Annotated in this window: 13 protein-coding genes; 1 reads left to right on the top strand and 12 read right to left on the bottom strand. The window is 61.6% G+C overall.

All coding sequences use genetic code 11. The features are described 5' to 3' along the window. Positions 1-178 precede the first annotated feature (178 nt). The 8 genes from ACWNZ3_RS19005 to ACWNZ3_RS18970 all read right to left on the bottom strand — a co-directional run bounded on the left by ACWNZ3_RS19005 (position 179) and on the right by ACWNZ3_RS18970 (position 9145). Positions 179-1054: a GNAT family N-acetyltransferase gene (locus ACWNZ3_RS19005; protein ID WP_496902248.1), complete on the bottom strand. Its 876-nt coding sequence runs from the start codon at positions 1052-1054 to the stop codon at positions 179-181. 272 nt (positions 1055-1326) lie between these two features. Continuing rightward, a complete protein-coding gene (locus ACWNZ3_RS19000; RefSeq protein WP_496902247.1) occupies positions 1327-2226 on the bottom strand; it encodes a CobW family GTP-binding protein in 900 nt (299 codons plus the stop codon). Further along, a complete protein-coding gene (locus ACWNZ3_RS18995) occupies positions 2223-3725 on the bottom strand; it encodes an amidohydrolase family protein (protein ID WP_496902246.1) in 1503 nt (500 codons plus the stop codon). Before ACWNZ3_RS18995 ends, ACWNZ3_RS19000 begins: the two co-directional genes overlap by 4 nt. Before the next feature lie 13 nt (positions 3726-3738). Beyond that, on the bottom strand, positions 3739-5187 hold the full coding sequence (locus tag ACWNZ3_RS18990) for a M81 family metallopeptidase (protein WP_496902245.1): 1449 nt from the start codon (positions 5185-5187) through the stop codon (positions 3739-3741). Beyond that, positions 5184-5708: a TRAP transporter small permease gene (locus ACWNZ3_RS18985; RefSeq protein WP_496902244.1), complete on the bottom strand. Its 525-nt coding sequence runs from the start codon at positions 5706-5708 to the stop codon at positions 5184-5186. Before ACWNZ3_RS18985 ends, ACWNZ3_RS18990 begins: the two co-directional genes overlap by 4 nt. Before the next feature lie 4 nt (positions 5709-5712). Next, a complete protein-coding gene (locus tag ACWNZ3_RS18980) occupies positions 5713-6678 on the bottom strand; it encodes a TRAP transporter substrate-binding protein (protein WP_496902243.1) in 966 nt (321 codons plus the stop codon). Positions 6679-6719: 41 nt separating this feature from the next. Further along, complete coding sequence (locus tag ACWNZ3_RS18975) at positions 6720-8003, bottom strand: TRAP transporter large permease (protein WP_496902242.1); 1284 nt, start codon at positions 8001-8003, stop codon at positions 6720-6722. Continuing rightward, positions 8000-9145, bottom strand: a complete 1146-nt coding sequence (locus ACWNZ3_RS18970) for an NAD(P)/FAD-dependent oxidoreductase (protein ID WP_496902241.1) — start codon at positions 9143-9145, stop codon at positions 8000-8002. Before ACWNZ3_RS18970 ends, ACWNZ3_RS18975 begins: the two co-directional genes overlap by 4 nt. A gap of 150 nt (positions 9146-9295) precedes the next feature. Between ACWNZ3_RS18970 and ACWNZ3_RS18965 the strand changes: the two genes are divergently transcribed. Next, complete coding sequence (locus ACWNZ3_RS18965) at positions 9296-9907, top strand: helix-turn-helix domain-containing protein (RefSeq protein WP_274574450.1); 612 nt, start codon at positions 9296-9298, stop codon at positions 9905-9907. A 17-nt stretch (positions 9908-9924) separates the two neighbouring features. Here the strand turns inward: ACWNZ3_RS18965 and ACWNZ3_RS18960 are convergent, their stop codons facing one another. From ACWNZ3_RS18960 to ACWNZ3_RS18945, 4 genes are read right to left on the bottom strand one after another with little or no spacing between them, the layout of a single operon-like run. After that, positions 9925-10560, bottom strand: coding sequence for a TetR/AcrR family transcriptional regulator (locus ACWNZ3_RS18960; protein ID WP_496902240.1), 636 nt, complete (start codon positions 10558-10560; stop codon positions 9925-9927). Between the two features lie 19 nt (positions 10561-10579). After that, on the bottom strand, positions 10580-12313 hold the full coding sequence (locus ACWNZ3_RS18955; RefSeq protein WP_496902239.1) for an aldehyde dehydrogenase family protein: 1734 nt from the start codon (positions 12311-12313) through the stop codon (positions 10580-10582). A 1-nt stretch (position 12314) separates the two neighbouring features. Then, positions 12315-13940 (bottom strand): long-chain fatty acid--CoA ligase, encoded by a 1626-nt coding sequence (locus tag ACWNZ3_RS18950; protein WP_496902238.1) that lies wholly within the window; start codon positions 13938-13940, stop codon positions 12315-12317. Between the two features lie 11 nt (positions 13941-13951). After that, positions 13952-15598: a GMC family oxidoreductase gene (locus ACWNZ3_RS18945; RefSeq protein ID WP_496902237.1), complete on the bottom strand. Its 1647-nt coding sequence runs from the start codon at positions 15596-15598 to the stop codon at positions 13952-13954. Between the last annotated feature and the right edge of the window lie 167 nt (positions 15599-15765).

The following is a 15765-nucleotide window of genomic DNA, read 5'->3' as shown; positions in this document are numbered from 1 at the left end:
TTCTCCGTTTCCGCAGCCGGTCGCGACATCTTCTTTCGTACTTCCATGAAAAACCGCAGGGTTCACACTTGCCGCAGAACTGCGGAAGACTGCCTTGGATGGGAGGGTCAGCCCGGGGTGAGGGTCCCCGCGGGGAGTACAATCCGGCCGGAGGATGGCGTGGCTCAGCCCCGCCCGATCAACTCAGGGCGTGGCCCGCCAGAGCAAAGACCCAGGGTGCGGTCGCAGAGCGGTTCAGGAACCTGCGGCCCTTCGACATCGTGATCGTCGTCTCGACCGGGGCGAGCCCGCATTGGGTCAGGAACTCGGCAAACGGGCCGGATTCTTCGCGGGTGTCGATCCGCACCTGACACCCCTTCATCGTTTTCAGATGCCAGGCGGCAAGCTGGATCGCGTCTTCATCGCTGCTGGCGACAATCGGGCCAATCACCTCAAGCCCCCCGAAGGGACGGCGCATCGAATAACCAACCACTTTTCCATCCCGGCGCAGAACGCAGATGGAAGACGTTTCCGCCAGTTTTTCCAGCACCGACGCACGGTTCACGCCAAAGCCCTGGCTGTCGCAATCCATGATCTCATCGATCTGGGAGACAGGCAATTTGCCCAGACTTCCCTGCGCGGCGCCCAGTTCCGGCACAGCGGACACTTTGCCCGCATTCAGGAAAACCGTCGCCTCATGTTCAAAGCCCAGAGAAAGATAAAGCGGATAGGCGGCCTTTGTCGCATTCAGGGCCAGGTTGCTGACTTTGCAACGCTCCAGCACCTGCGCCATCAGCCAGCGGCCCGCCCCCTGCGCCTGCGAGCGGGTCGTCGTGATCACCAGCCCGATTGTCGCAAAGTCTTCGCTTTGCTGAAACCACATCGCACTGCCAAAGACGCGACCAATCTCGTCTACCGCGACGATCCCCTCGCCAACCTGCCGCAGGAATTCCCAGTCGGCGGGCCGGTGCGGCCAGCCCACCCCGGCCGAAAGGGCATGCAACAGGTGAACATCGACATCGGAAATATCCTGCGCGACCAGCTCGAAGGACTTAATGCGAACGGATTTTCCCATCGAGACTCCTCCTCCAGCGATCTGATCCGCTATTTTCCCGGTCACATCCCACCGGTGAGTTTAGCGCGGGAACAATAGTTGTTGTCCTGATAATGGCTTCAATGCATCGGTAGAATTCACTTCATTTGGCCTGGCCAGCCAATTATTCTGCTAAACTGGTTTGATATTACGCACAACCAACATTGCCATCGGCTGTGAGCGATAGCTGAACCGCGACCCCTGTTCCAACCGACGGGCATTTCCGGTGCAAGCCGGGCCACTGACAGTACAATTCAGGTTTCAAGCCTGCGGAGCAGCCCGATGGCCTCGTCCAACCCGGTCTTGTCACGCTCTGCGATCAGGACAAGCCGGCAGACGGGATCCACCCCTTCTTCTGCGCGGGCCAGCGTGGCGCGGTTGCCTGAAAGCTGGAACAGCATCATGTCAGCCTGGCCCTTGAACCGAATGAACCCTTTTGCCCGCAACAACCCCGGCGCGAGCTGGCCCATCACTTTCTGAAATGCGCCAAGATCAATGGCACCTTCATGGATCCATTCCGCGTGGGCAAAACGATTGTCCGGCACCGGGTTTGTCCTGGGGAAGTTGCGGTTTGTCTCCTGCAGCTCAAGCAAGGCGGAAATCGAGGGCGCCTCCGAAAGGTCGAGGATGGTCTTTCTGAAGGCGACGGACAGGCGGCTGCGCAATGCGCTCAGCGCTTCAGTGGTCGTGCAATCGCCCTTGGCCAGAAGCAGCACATCCGACCCGCGGACCTGCGTCTGCCACAAGGGGTCTTCCATACGGTGCGGGGCATCTGTGGCGTCGACGACGCCGATGACCGTCTGCAGGCGCGCGGACTGCCAGATCACCGGGTCCATGAGGGACTGGATGATGCCGGTGGGATCTGCCACACCGCTGGCTTCGACCACGATCAGTTCCGGCACCGGTGTCTGGCGCATGACCGTGCGCAGCGTGCGCAGCAGGTCGCCCTGAAGCGAGCAGCAGATGCAGCCGTTCTTCAGCCCGATCACGCCATCTGCCGATGCGCCGATCAATGTGGCGTCGATGTTGATCGACCCGAAGTCATTGACAATGGCCGCGATCCGCAGGCCATGACCGCTTTGCAACAATGTGTTGATGAAAGTGGTCTTCCCGGCGCCGAGAACCCCGGTGACAACCAGGATCGGTACGCTCATGAGGTCTCGCGTCTGATCGGCCTGCCCGGCGCGGCATCGGGGTTGAGCATAGCATCCGTGATGACAGCCACCCCGTTGACCAGCAGATGGCACACACCCACCGACGGGCGGTTCATCGCGGTGAAATCGGCCCGATCCTCAAGGGTTTCGAGGTTGAAAACGACGATATCGGCATCGCACCCTTCCTGCAGCCGGGCCTTGCGCGTCATCTGCGCTGCACATCCTTCGATGACCCTGGTGGGCAGGATCGTGCATTTTGCCAGACCTTCCATCAGGGACATGGTCTGGCGGTCCCGCACATAGCGGCTGATAAACCGTGTGAACGTGCCGGATGAACGCGGATGCGCGGAAAGGGTATCGGGCAACGGCCATTCCAACCCTTCATAGATGCTGCCGTCCTCGTTGATCCAGGGCATCGCGTCCGAGGCGATCGAGCCGCCCGCATAGGTCACCGACAGGTCCAGCAGGCGGCGGTGCTCATCGTTCACCTCCACATCAAGGAAATGCCACATCACCAGGTCGGAAGGGGCGTTTTCGCGGGCTTTTTCAATATCCTCGCGTCCGGTGAACCGGTGGTGGTTCCGGATCAGCTCGACATTGGAATAATCGCTGCCGGTGCGCCGGGTAAAGTCCGGGTCACTGAAAAAACCGGCGCTGACAACAGTGGCCCCCGTGCCGTAGGGGTAGGCCTCGGTCGTGACCGGCAGGCCCTGGGCCTGCGCCTTGGCGACCAGTTCCGTCACCCGCTCGATGTCCATCAGCGAAGTCGAATTCAGGTGGCAGATATGCATATGCGCACCGGTTGCCCCTGCCAGTCCAATCAGCCGCACATAGCTGTCGACCGAGCTTTGCGGGTCGATGTTGCTGAGATAGGCGATATGGGTGAAGGTCGGTGTGCCGTATTCAAAAGCCAGATCGCAGATTTCGGTCATTTCCTTGACCCCCGCGCCAGGGGCATAGCCGTTGGGGATACCGATGCCTATGGCACCTTCATCCAGCGCCTGCCGCACATGGGCGACGATGGCTTTCGTTTGATCCGCATCCGCGGCCTCTGTCGACCAGCGCATATCTTCCGCACCGGCGCCCATCTGGTCGATCGGATGCACGCCGGCGTCCAGTGTGATGGCACCCATCACCGCCTTGCGCCCGAACAGCCAGGCCGCTGCGGTGCCATAGTTCAGCGCTCGTGGAATACCCGCCTGCCTGTCGTACCATCCCGCCACGGGAAGCGCGCCGACCTCCAGTTCCAGCGTTGTGGTAACACCGTCAAAAGCCTGCATCCGGTCCGCCGCAACCGACTGGCCATGTGCGTGAATGTCCACGAAACCGGGAGAGACGATCAGCCCGGTTGCGTCGATCTCTGTCTTGCCCTTGTCAGATACCGCGCCGATCCGGGTGATCTTCCCGCCCGAGATGGCGATGTCGCAGACCTGATCGAAGCCGCTGTCCGGGTCCATCACCCGTCCATTGCGGATTAAGATGTCGGGGAAATCTGTCATGGATTATTCCATTCTATGAGAAAGGGTTATCGACCCTTGGCCAATAGTTCCCGTCGCGTTTGGTCAGCGGAAGCCTGGTGAAATCCGGGGTGATGGCACCGGGGGTGCCGAGGTGGATAACCTCTGCCGCCATCGGGGCGAAGCCATCGTAGAAATGCTGTGAGGATTTCACGACCACGTATTGCATTGCGGCAAGGTTGATGCCAAGGTTCTCGAAGGCTTCAGGGTGGAAGGTCTGGGTGCGGCGCGTGTTCAGGACAAGATGCACACCATCCGCTTCGAGCCAGACGCAATCGCCCATGTTCATTTCCGCCTTGCCCAGATGCTGCACGGCATCATGGGCGATGCCGCGCACCGTCACGGTCAGATCGACCGGATCGCCTGACATGGGTCCGATCTTGCCCCCCACGCGCACGGCCATTGTGGCCCCGATGCCCGCGTCGATGCACATGCCGACAAGCACAGGATCCCAGAAGGTGCCGATGGCGACATCTTTCAGCCCGCGCTCCAGCACGGCCTGGAGGACATAGGTGGAATCCGAAGGCGCCCCGCCCCCCGCATTATCCGCGAAATCCGCCAGCACGACGGGTGCGGCGTTGGATGCGACGGCACGGTCGATCCCTTCGTCCATGCCGGGGAAGCGGCGCAGGTCGCCGCGCATGTCCCAAAGCTCCCGGCCCAGGGCTTCGGCCCGTTCTGCGGCAAGATCCGCGTCGCCATCGGTGATGACCAGCGTCCTTGTCCCGCAGCGCGGATTGTTCCCCCATGGAAAGCCATGCACCAGAGAGACAGAGAGGATACCGCCCGTCCCTTCCATCGCGCTCATCCGGTCCACGTAGCTGCGCACCGGTTCGAACGGCGTATGATACATGGCCATCATCCGGCAGTCATAGTCGCGCATGACCGGCGTGACCCGGCCCGCCGCTGCATCGGCGCAGATGGTGAACAGTTCTTCGGCGCGTTCGGTCACGTCGATATGGGGGTATTCCTTGTAGCAGATGATCGCGGTGGCATTGTCCAGCATCGCTTCGGTAAGGTGGCAATGAGGGTCAACCTCCAGCCCCACTTTTGCATCGGGCCCGACGATGCCGCGCACCCGGTCGAGCAGGTCACCTTCGCAATCGTCGTAGCCTTGTGCGATCATCGCGCCATGCATCGACAAGAGCACCACGTCGACCGGCATGGCAGATCTGAGATCGCTCAGGATGTCATCGCGCATCGCCTCGTAGACATGGCCGACGGTCGGGCCCGCCGGTTGCGCATAGGTCGACAGGCTTTCGGCCACTTCCCATCCCAGCGCTTCGGCGCGGTGTCGCCAGACCGTGACGGCAGCGGCGTAAAGCCCCGCTTCGCCCCGCGATGCCTGCTTGGTGTAAAGATGTTCCTTGAACCCGCTCCACCCCGTCGGGATCGGGGAGAACGAGTTGGTTTCAGTTGCCAGCGAAGCCATGAAGAGTTTCATCGGGTGTCTTTCAGTTCGGCGATGGCCCGCGCGATATCGGCCAGCACGTGCAGGAGAATGAGCGAAAAGGCGAGCGGGATTGCTATCCCGAAGACCACCATCGGCAGGTCCATCGTTTCGGTCTGCCGGCCCGCCAGCCGCGCGAGGTAGCCGCGCGCCGGATCGGCGCCGGGCCCGAGGAAGCTGAACCAGAGGATCGGCAGGATAAAGCACAATACGCCGAAGGCGCGGACCAGAGTGGCCGCAAACCCGCGGGTTCCGGTGGCTTTCAGGGCGTCGGGGAAAAGGGTCGGGTCGCTGCGGAACCGAAAGGCGCAGGTCGCGCCCAGCAATCCGCCCCAGACCATGGAGAAGCGCGCAAGCTCTTCAGTCCAGATCGGAGGTTGGTTCAGAAGGTAGCGGGCGATGACCTGCCAGCCGGCCGCGAAGAGCATCAGCGCGACCGCCAGGACAGCTCCCAGCAGCGCCACGCGGTTCAGCCCGCCCGACAGCCGGTCCAGCAGATTTGCCAACGCCCGCATGGGATCAGCGCCCGACCGCTGCGTTCCAGGCGGCAAGCGCGCCATCGGGCATTTCGGTGGATTCATAAAGCGGCTGGCTGGCGTCACGGAATTTCTGACGCTCCTCCGGTGTCAGTTCGATCACCTCGATTCCCGCCTCACCCAGTTGCTTGAGCACTTCGGTATCGTCGGAAACCAGCTTGCGGTTCGCCGCATGGGCCGCTGCGACGGCCGCCTGCACGGTCGCGCGCTCTTCGTCCGTCAGACCTTGATACCAGTCCTCGGAAGCAATCGCGACGCGGACAGAGGGGCTCATCCGGGCATTGGTGAAATAGTTGATGAAGGAGGTGTGCCCGTAGGTCAGCGGCACAAAGGCCGGGTTGATATAACCGCCCGCGACGCCGGTTTGCAGCGCATTGGGCACTTCGGACCAGGATACGATGGTCCCTTTCGCGCCCCATTGTTCGAATGTGTTGATCTGCACCTCGTCCAGGGCACGCATCCGCACGCCGCTCATGTCCTCAAACGTGCGGATCGGCACTTCTGTGGTGAAGATACCCGTGGGGGTGCCGGTATAGACGATGTCCAGCACGCGCACGCCCTTGGGGGTGGTGCCCGCGTTGATCTGCGCCAGCATGCCGCCTGCGTCCAGCGCCATGTCCAGTTGCGCCATGTCGTCGAAGAAGTAGGGCATCATTGACCCGTTGATCGTGGTGTCGAGCGCCCCTGCCGATTTCGCGTCGGACATGGAAACTTCAAGCAACCCCTGGCTGACCTGGTCCAGACGCTCTGCCTCTTCGCCCAGCGAGTTGCGTTCAAACTCCGTGGCTTCGATGCCATTGGCGTTGAGGTATTCGCCAAAGGTATGGGCCCACATGTAGGTGCCTGATTTCTCCAGATCAGGCGGGCTGTCGAGCGCGATCTTGACTTCCGCCGTTGCGGGCAGCGTCAGGGCGACGGTGATGGCTGAAGCGGTCAGAATGGTTGTCATTCTCATTTTCTTGTTCCTTCCCTTGTTGGTGTGGTCTTGAGCTATTTCCAAAGCCCCAGCGCGCGGGGCAGCCAGAGGCTGATCTCGGGCGTGAAAACCAGCACGCCCAGGACAATGATTTCGGCAAAGACAAAGGGCATGACCGCGCGGGCAAGCCGCCAGTAATCCACGCCCGTCACGGTGGAGACGATCAGCAGGCAGCCGCCCAGCGGGGGCGATACCAACCCGATGCAGAGGTTGAAGCAGATGACGATGCCCAGGTGTACGGGGTCGGCCCCGTTGGCCAGTGCGACAGGTGCCAGCAGCGGCACCAGCAAGGCCAGTGCAACGGGCACGTCCATCACCATCCCGGCAAAGATAAACAGGATGTTCATCACGATCAGGAAACCGACGGGGCCAAGGCCCATCTGATCGACCAGCCCGGCAATCGCCTGCGGAATTCTTTCGAGTGCGGCGAGATGGCCAAAGGCGGCCACGGCGCAGAGGATCATGAAGATCGACCCGGTCAGGACGGCGGTGCGCGAGAAACTCTCCCAGACATCGGAGGCCGTCAGCGGCGAATAGAAGAATGATGCGACGATCGCGGCGCCTACCGCGACAGAGGCCGCTTCGGTCGGGGTCATCCAGCCCAGAACGATGCCGCCCACAATGACCAGCGGCAGGCACAATGCCGGGAGGGCGGCAAAGACTGCGGACAGCAGGTTCGGCGCTTCGCCTTTTTCGACGCGCGGGTGATCGTCGCGCCAGGCAAAGAAACCATTGACCGCGAAAAGCGCCACAGCCAGCAGCAGGCCCGGCAGAATGCCCGCAACGAACAGCGCCGCAACCGAGGTCTGCATCAATGCGCCGTAGAAAATCAGGATGATGGAGGGCGGCACAATCGGGCCGATGATCGACGAGGCCGCAGTGATCGCACCGGCATATTCCGCCGTATAGCCCCGTTCCCGCATCGCCGGGACCAGGGTGTTTGACAGCGCCGCCGCATCGGCCACGGCCGACCCTGAAATGCCCGCGAAAAAGACAGAAGTCATGATATTCACATGCCCCAGCCCACCGCGCAGCCGTCCAATCAGTGCCATCGAAAGGTCGATCAGCGACTTGGTCACGCCCCCCCGGTTCATCAATTCGCCTGCAAGGATGAACAGCGGCATCGCCAGCAGGGAAAACACGCTGATCTGGGAAAACACCTTTTGCGGCAGGACTGCCAGGTAGCGGGTGTTGTCGGAAATGACAAAGCTGAGCACTGCCGCGCCGCCGATGACATAGGCAAGCGCAAGGCCAGAGGCCAGAAAGGCCGCCGCGATGAAGGGCACGATCCAGATCATGCCGGCACCGCCAGCCGGTTGGGCGAGACCTGCGAAGGGTCAAAGCCGGTGTCGGTCACCACCGCGGGCATCTCCGCGCCCAGGATCAGGGCCGCCGCAACCTCGGCGGCGGCGGGGGCGGACTGGATACCATATCCACCCTGCCCGGCCATCCAGAAGAAACCGTCAACCCTCCGGGAGAACCCGATGACCGGCTCCTTGTCGGAGACGAAACTGCGCAGTCCCGCCCATTTGTTTTCGATCCGTCTGATATCCAGATCGAAGGCTGTCATGATCCGGTCCGCGCAGATGGCGACATCCATTTCTTCGGGCTGGGCATCACAGGGATCGGTTGGTGTTTCATCGGCAGGCGAGATCAGCAACCGGCCCGCGTCGGGCTTCAGGTAGAATTCTTCGTCAATGTCGATTGTGATGGGGGCATCGCGCCGGGTGAAACCCGCCGGTTCCGCCACAACCATCGCCGTACGCCGCTTGGGCACCAGTCCGATGTTTTCGGCACCTGCCAGCTGCCCGATCTGATCGGCCCAGGCCCCCGCCGCGTTGACGATCACCGGCGCGGTCATGTGGTCTTGGCCAGAGGTGCGGACAACCCAGGTGTTGCCTTCCCTCTTCAGCCCCTCAACAGCGGCTTTTGTACGGGTCACACCGCCCCGCGCCCTGAACAGCCGCAGATAACCTTGATGGAGCGCGGCAACATCGATGTCCTGCCCGCCACAATCCAGCATCCCCGCAGTTGCATAGCCTTCGCGCAGCAAGGGTTGATGGGCGCGCAGACCGCTCGCATCAAGCCGCTGCACGCTGGTCCCGGTTGCCACCGCAGCAATCGAGCTTTCCAGCGCGGCAAGCTGATCCGCACGGGCGATCATCAGGATCTGGCGGGGCGTCAGCAGCGCTTCCGATGCAAAACCTTGGGGCGGCTGATCGTAAAACCCGCGAGAGGCACGGGTCAGCGCGCGCACGGCTTCGGGCCCATAGCTGGGGGCAAAGACGGCGGCGGAACGCCCGGTGGTGTGATAGCCCGGCTGGCTTTCCATCTCGACCAGCACAACCCGCAGTGTGGCGGCCAAATGCGCCGCGACCGATGCCCCGGCAATGCCTGCGCCGATGATGATCACGTCCGCCGAGTGGGTCTGTCCAGCCATTGCAGCACTTTCTATGGGGTCGATTCCATTGCCGTCAGGCTAGGCAGGTTTTCGCAGGATGCAACAAAAATTTCTCACATACGAAAATAATTTCCTTCCAGGAGAATCCGGCTTAAAAGTATTCCGAAGCCTATCGGAGACCCGGAATCCATGACCACTGCCCAAGCTCTTGGCGCGCGCCTCAGGCATTTGCGCAAGTCGAAACAGATGACACTGACGGACCTGGGATCGCTTTCGGGTGTCTCCGTTTCAACCATTTCCAAGATCGAAAACGGCGCGTTGTCACCAACGCTCGACAAGGTTCTGCGTCTGGCCGAGGGGCTGGAACTGTCTATCGGCCAATTGATCGGGGATGAACAAAGCGCCTATGACAAGCGCCCTCCCAACAGCCGGATGCTGCCCTCCAGGATCGACGACGGCATCGTCATCGACACCGACAACTACGAATATAAATACCTCTGTGCCGAGCTGACGAACAAGCGCATGGTGCCGATCCTTGCCCGCATCAAATCCTCGACCCTTCACGATTTCGGCAGGCTGGAACAACACGAAGGCGAAGAATTCCTCATCGTGCTGAAAGGAACCGTCGAAGTACGCAGCGAATTCTATGCCCCGGTGACCTTGCAGCAGGGGGAAAGCGTTTACCTCGACAGCACCATGGGACATGCCTATCTCAGCACCGGTGCGCAGGAGGCCGAAGTCCTGTGCGTCTGCACCGACTCCCAACGCCTCAGGCCCGGCGAGGCCGATCAGCCCGGTTGAAAGCCGGTCCGGTCCCGTCAGTCACCGGATGTGGGTGCGGCAGTGATCGAGGCCAGCAGCATCGAAACCTGCGCTTCGAACCTGGCAGGCATTGATTGATCGCCTGCAAGATATTTCTGCAGGTGAAACCGAAACGCGGCATCCAGCACGAGGTAGACCGGCGTTGCCTCCGAATGGGTGTTGCCTGTCCGGGTCAGAAACTCTCCGACGATGTCGATCAACCCGTTTTCGATGTCCTGCACGACCTCGTGAAAGGCGGGGTCGAACATCGCCTGGGACCGGATGTCATACCAAAGCCGGTGAGTCTCCGCATCGCGCCGGATTGACCGCGACAACCCCTTGATGAAGCGCTCGGCCAGTTGGGTGGCCTCCACATCATCCGACAGGATCGACTGCATTTCCTTCATGAAGCTGATCTTGTAGCGCCGGACGCAATAGGTAATCAGATCGACCTTGTCCTCGAAATAATAATGCAGCGTGCCCACGGCCACGCCCGACAGTTCGGCGATGTCGCGCAGGCTGGTGCGGGCATAGCCAAGCTGCTTGAGCGCCGCGATGGCGCTGTCGGCAAGATCGTCCTTCTTGCGCGCGCGCTTTGCGGATTTGGCGTCTGCCTTTTCCACGAGGCGGGACATTTTGTCGATTTTGGTCACGTCGTCATGGCCTCCAGGATCACCCCCTCAGTGCATTGACGAAAATCCGCGGCAACTTCAACCATCCCGGACTGTGCTGGAACCGCGTCAGCAACCGGCCAAGGACATGCTGGCGTCGGTTGGTGACGAACCAGGGCGGGCGTGGCAGCAGGGTTGCCTTGCCAGACAGAATGTTGCGCGGAAAGGGCCGCCAGGGGGCCTGCACCACGACCCGTTGCGGGCGATCAAACATGAAGGTGTTATGGGCAAAGCCGATCCCGCTGCCGACGTCATCCAGCGTATGGCCGGGGAAGGCGCCCCAGGGGCAGGCCGTGGCAAGAAAGGCCAGACCTGTCCAGGCATTGATGGCAATGGTGCCATAACGCAGCTCGCTGACGATCTCTTCGAACCGTCTTTTGCCGATTTCACGAATTGTTTTCGGATGGATCAGGATATTGGCGCCAAGCGTGCCGTGCAGGGTGTCGTTGGCATAACGGATTGCCTCGATCAGGTAGGCCTCTGGGTTGGCCTCACTGATTTCATGCGTGGACATGGCCGGGGCGAAAACTTCGTTCCGGGTGAACCAGCTTTCGCCATCGCCCACCGGGGCAACGACGCAGGCGGGGGCTGCCCCCCGGTCGAACCGCTCGGCGTCCGGCGCGTGGCTGGCAAAATGCGCCATCCGGTCGGCGGCACCGGGATAATAGGCCTGGCGCGCCTCGACCTGCTGCATGACGTCGCGCAGGTGCCCCATCAGCGCCGCCTTTTGCGGCCATTGGCCGGGCAGGATCAACATCTGGCAGGCAACACAGTTGAAGCCGGAATTATGCAGCTTCTGTGTGGCGATATGTTCGGCCTGGTACCGCAGGTCGGCGGCAGACCAATCCCCCGGTACCACGATGGTCGGACAGACCGCGCCAAGCTCTGAGGTGATCGGTTTGGTCAGCTTCGGCGTGCCTGCTTTCTTGTTCTTTGCGCCCTCCGCCCCCGGCCCCCAGACAATCACGTCATGAGATGCGGCGGCACCGGTGATGTGGATTTCGTCCACCGATTTGTGAGTGCAAAGATATCCGCCGACATCGGCACCACCCCGGACAATGCGCAGAGCGTCACGTTCGATAAGCGGCTGGAGCGCCGCCTCAAGATAGGGTGTCAGGTAGTCGTTCACCGGGTTCATCTTCAGAATGACGACCTTGTGTTCCGAGAATGCCTTTTGGAACACGTCGAGCGGGGCGATAGAGGCGATGTTGCCCGCCCCCAGCACCAAGGAAACCCCGCTTTCGCGCGCCTCAGCCGGTCCATCGTAGGCAGTGGCCGCGTTGGCGGCGAGCGTGCCTTCGGTGACCTCGGGCTCCATCCAGACCTCCGCGTTGATGCCCGACAGCAGCAGATGGTCCCAGATTGTGTGCGGCACGACGCGCACGGCAAGCTGACCGTTCGCAGTCTGGCGTTTCTTCAGATGATCGAGGAAGGTCTTTCCCTCAACCCCGGCAATCGTCTGCATCAGCCCGTTGCACGCCGCCATGACGGCATAGGGCCCCGATATCCATTCTTCGCCGGCAAGCGGTGAGCCCGGCGCGATCAGCTTGTGCCGCGCCGCCGTTTCGGCCCAGCCCTCGGCGACTGCCAACAACCGGTCCTTGATCTCTTCCAGCACCGCGATCCGCTCCGCATTCGTTGTGCGCGCCCAGGTGTCCTTGGCGGCGACCAGCGCATCGAGGTCACGGTCGAGAGCCGAATGATCCGGAATGAGGTCTGTGGTGATCTGATTCATCTCATGCCTCCTTTACCAGCACGTCGCCATAGGCTTCGCGCAGTTTGTTTTTCAGGACCTTTCCCGTTGCCCCAAGTGGCAGTTCACCAACAAAAATCACCCGGTCGGGCACCTGCCAGCTTGCAACCTTGCCGTCATAGGCTTCGAGGATCTCCGCTTCGGTCGGGGATGCGCCCTCGGCGGGGACAGCCAAAACAACGGGCCGTTCGTCCCATTTGGGATGGCGCGCGGCGATGGCGGCGGCATTTGCCACCTTCGGATGGGCGATGGCGATGTTTTCCAGTTCCACCGTCGAGATCCATTCACCACCCGATTTGATGATGTCCTTGGACCGGTCGCGGATCACCATGTAGCCGTCCCCGTCCAGCGTCGCCACATCGCCGGTGTCAAACCAGCCGTCCTGCGTCAGGGCCGTGGCGTCCTGACCGAAATAGCTGTCCACGATCCAATGGCCGCGGATGTGCAGCGCGCCCTGGGTCTTGCCATCACGGGGCAGCTCCTTGCCCGCGTCGTCCACAATCCGCAGGTCGACACCCCAGGGCGGACGCCCCTGCCCTTCGCGCAGCCTGGCCTGCGCGTCGGCGCTCAACCCGGCGTGTTTCTGAAGAAGCTGGTTCAACGTGCCCAGCGGCGAGGTTTCTGTCATGCCCCAGGCATGGATCAGCTCGACACCATAGGTGTCGCGAAATTCGCGGATCATCGACGGCGGCAGGGCCGACCCGCCGACCACCGTGCGTTTCATCGAGGTCGGCTTGATGCCGGTGGATTTCAGCCCTGCCAGCAGCCCCATCCAGATCGTCGGCACCCCCAAAGACAGCGTCACCTGCTCCTGATCGATCAGCCGTGCCAGGCTTTCACCATCAAGTTTCGGGCCGGGCATCACCAGTTTTGCCCCGACCGATGCGGCGACATAGGGCACGCCCCAGGCGTTGACATGGAACATCGGCACCACCGGCATCACCACGTCGCGGGCCGCCATGTTCAGGCCGTCGGGCTGGTTGCCACCGATGGAATGCAACACGAGAGAGCGGTGAGAATATTGCACGCCCTTGGGATTGCCGGTGGTGCCGGATGTATAGCACAGCGCGGCGGGCGCGTTCTCGTCCAGGTCCGGCCATTCGGCAGCGGGATCCCCCGCCTGCAACAGATCGTCATGGAACAGAAGACCCTCGACCATGCCCGCCGCCTCTTCGTCGCGGGGGCCCATCAGGACGTAATGCTTAACCGATTTCAGCAGCGGACCGAGCTTGGCTGCAACGGGCAGGAAGGTCCGGTCGAGAAACAGCACCTCGTCCCGGGCATCGTTCAGGATATAGACCATCTGTTCCGGCGTCAGTCGCGGGTTGATCGTATGCGTGACCCGTCCGCCGCTGCCGATGCCAAAGTAAAGCTCAAGGTGCCGCCTGTTGTTCCAGGCAATGGTCGCGCAGCGGGCGTTCGCGGGAACACCGAGGATGTCGAGCGCCGACTTGATCCGCCGGGCATTCGCGCCAATCTCACCCCAGCTGGAGCGCGCGATGCTGCCATCCGTCTCGACCGAGACAACCTCCGTACCGGCGTGATACTTCTCTGCATGTTCTATCAGTGAGCCCGTCGTCAGAGCTTGCCACATCATCGTTCCAGACATCCTGGTCTCCTTCATTCTGCCGCGATTGCAGCGGGTTTGATGCCGCGGATCATATCCGCCGCGCGCTCTGCGATCATGATTGTCGGGGCGTTGGTATTCCCGCCGATCAGTGTCGGCATGACAGAGGCGTCCACGACGCGCAGCCCCTCCATCCCATGCACCCGCAGTTCGGGATCGACCACCGCCATATCGTCCACGCCCATCTTGCAGGTGCCAACCGGGTGATAGACCGTGTCCGCGCGGGCGCGGATGTGGCTTTCCCACTCCTGGTCCGTCATCCCGTCTTTCACATTGAACAATTCCTTGTGCCGAAAGCGTTTCATGGCCGGCGCTTCCAGGATTTCGCGGGTCATCTTCGCCCCCTTGATCAAGGTCTCAAGGTCACGCGGGTCGGACAGAAATTGCGGGTCGATACCCGGTGCCTTCATCGGGTCGCTGCTGGCCAGAAATACCTCGCCCCGGCTGTGAGGCCGCAAGGTACAGACATGACAGGAAAAGCCATGGCCCAGGTGCAGCTTGCGCGCGTGATCGTCTACGATCGAGATCACGAAATGCAACTGGATATCCGGCCGGTCGAGGCTCGGCTCGGTCTTGAGAAACGCCGCCCCCTCGGCAAAAGGCGTGGCAATCATCGAATTGCCGTCCTTGCGCCATTTGAAAATATGTTTCGTCAGGTCGACGGTTGCCGTCAGGCCGATGCCGAAATTGTCGGTATCCTTTGATTTGTAGGCCAGGACAAAGTCGAGGTGATCCTGAAGGTTCTTGCCGACGCCGGGCAGGTCATGCACGACCTCGATGCCATGGCGCTGGAGCTCCGTTGCCGCGCCGATGCCGGACAACTGCAGAAGCTGGGGTGAATTGAAGGCGCCACCGCACAGGATCACCTCGCGTCTGGCTGTCACGCGCGCCTCCTTGCGGCCCTTGCGGTAACTGACACCGGTGGCGCGTTTGCCTTCGGTCAGGATCTTTGTCGCATGCGCCCCGGTGATGATTGTCAGGTTCTTGCGGGTTTTCTGGATCGGGTGAAGATAGGCCGCCGCTGCCGAGCATCTTTCGCCGTTCCTGTCCTTGTCGTGAAACTGGGTGACCTGGTAAAGCCCGACACCCTCATTGTCGCCGGTATTGAAATCCGCCGTCTCGCGGTGCTGGCATTCCGTGGCCGCCTGGACAAAGGCGCGCGAAATCGGACGCGGCGCTTTCTGATTGGAAACGTGGAGAGGCCCGCGGTTGCCGTGAAAGTCACCCGCGCCCGCTTCGTTGTTTTCGGACCGCCGGAAATAGGGCAGGCAGTCATCCCAGGACCAGCCGTCGCAACCCGCATCGGCCCAATCGTCATAGTCAGACTTGTGGCCCCGGACATAGAGCATCGCGTTGATCGCGCTCGATCCGCCCAATCCCTTGCCGCGCGGCTGATAGCCCTTGCGGCCATTCAGGCCGGGTTGCGGCACGGTGTTGAAAGCCCAGTTCGAGATCTTTCCGTGTCCCGGCAGCATGGCGACAACACCGGCGGGCGCGCGGATCAGGATGTGATCGCCGTTACCTCCCGCTTCCAGCAGACAGACGGACAGTGAAGAATCCTCGGAAAGCCGTGCCGCGAGCGTAGATCCCGCAGAACCACCGCCCACGATCACGTAGTCGAATGAAGTCTTGAATGGCATGATCTTCCTCCCTGAACAGAGTCTCCCCACTCTGCCCAATAAGATGAACACATATTCTGAACATGTGTCCAGAAAAAATGTCAGAGTGCAGAAATCCGCCGGTTCACGCCAATGGCGCACCCGGGTTTGGCGCAGGAATTTGCGCCGCGTTCAAAGGGGGTGCTCAA

It is taken from the genome of Sulfitobacter sp. IGS-18 (assembly GCF_059628195.1).
The sequence above is the reverse complement of the archived record's forward strand: the minus strand, read 5'-3'. Positions and strand labels throughout refer to the sequence as shown.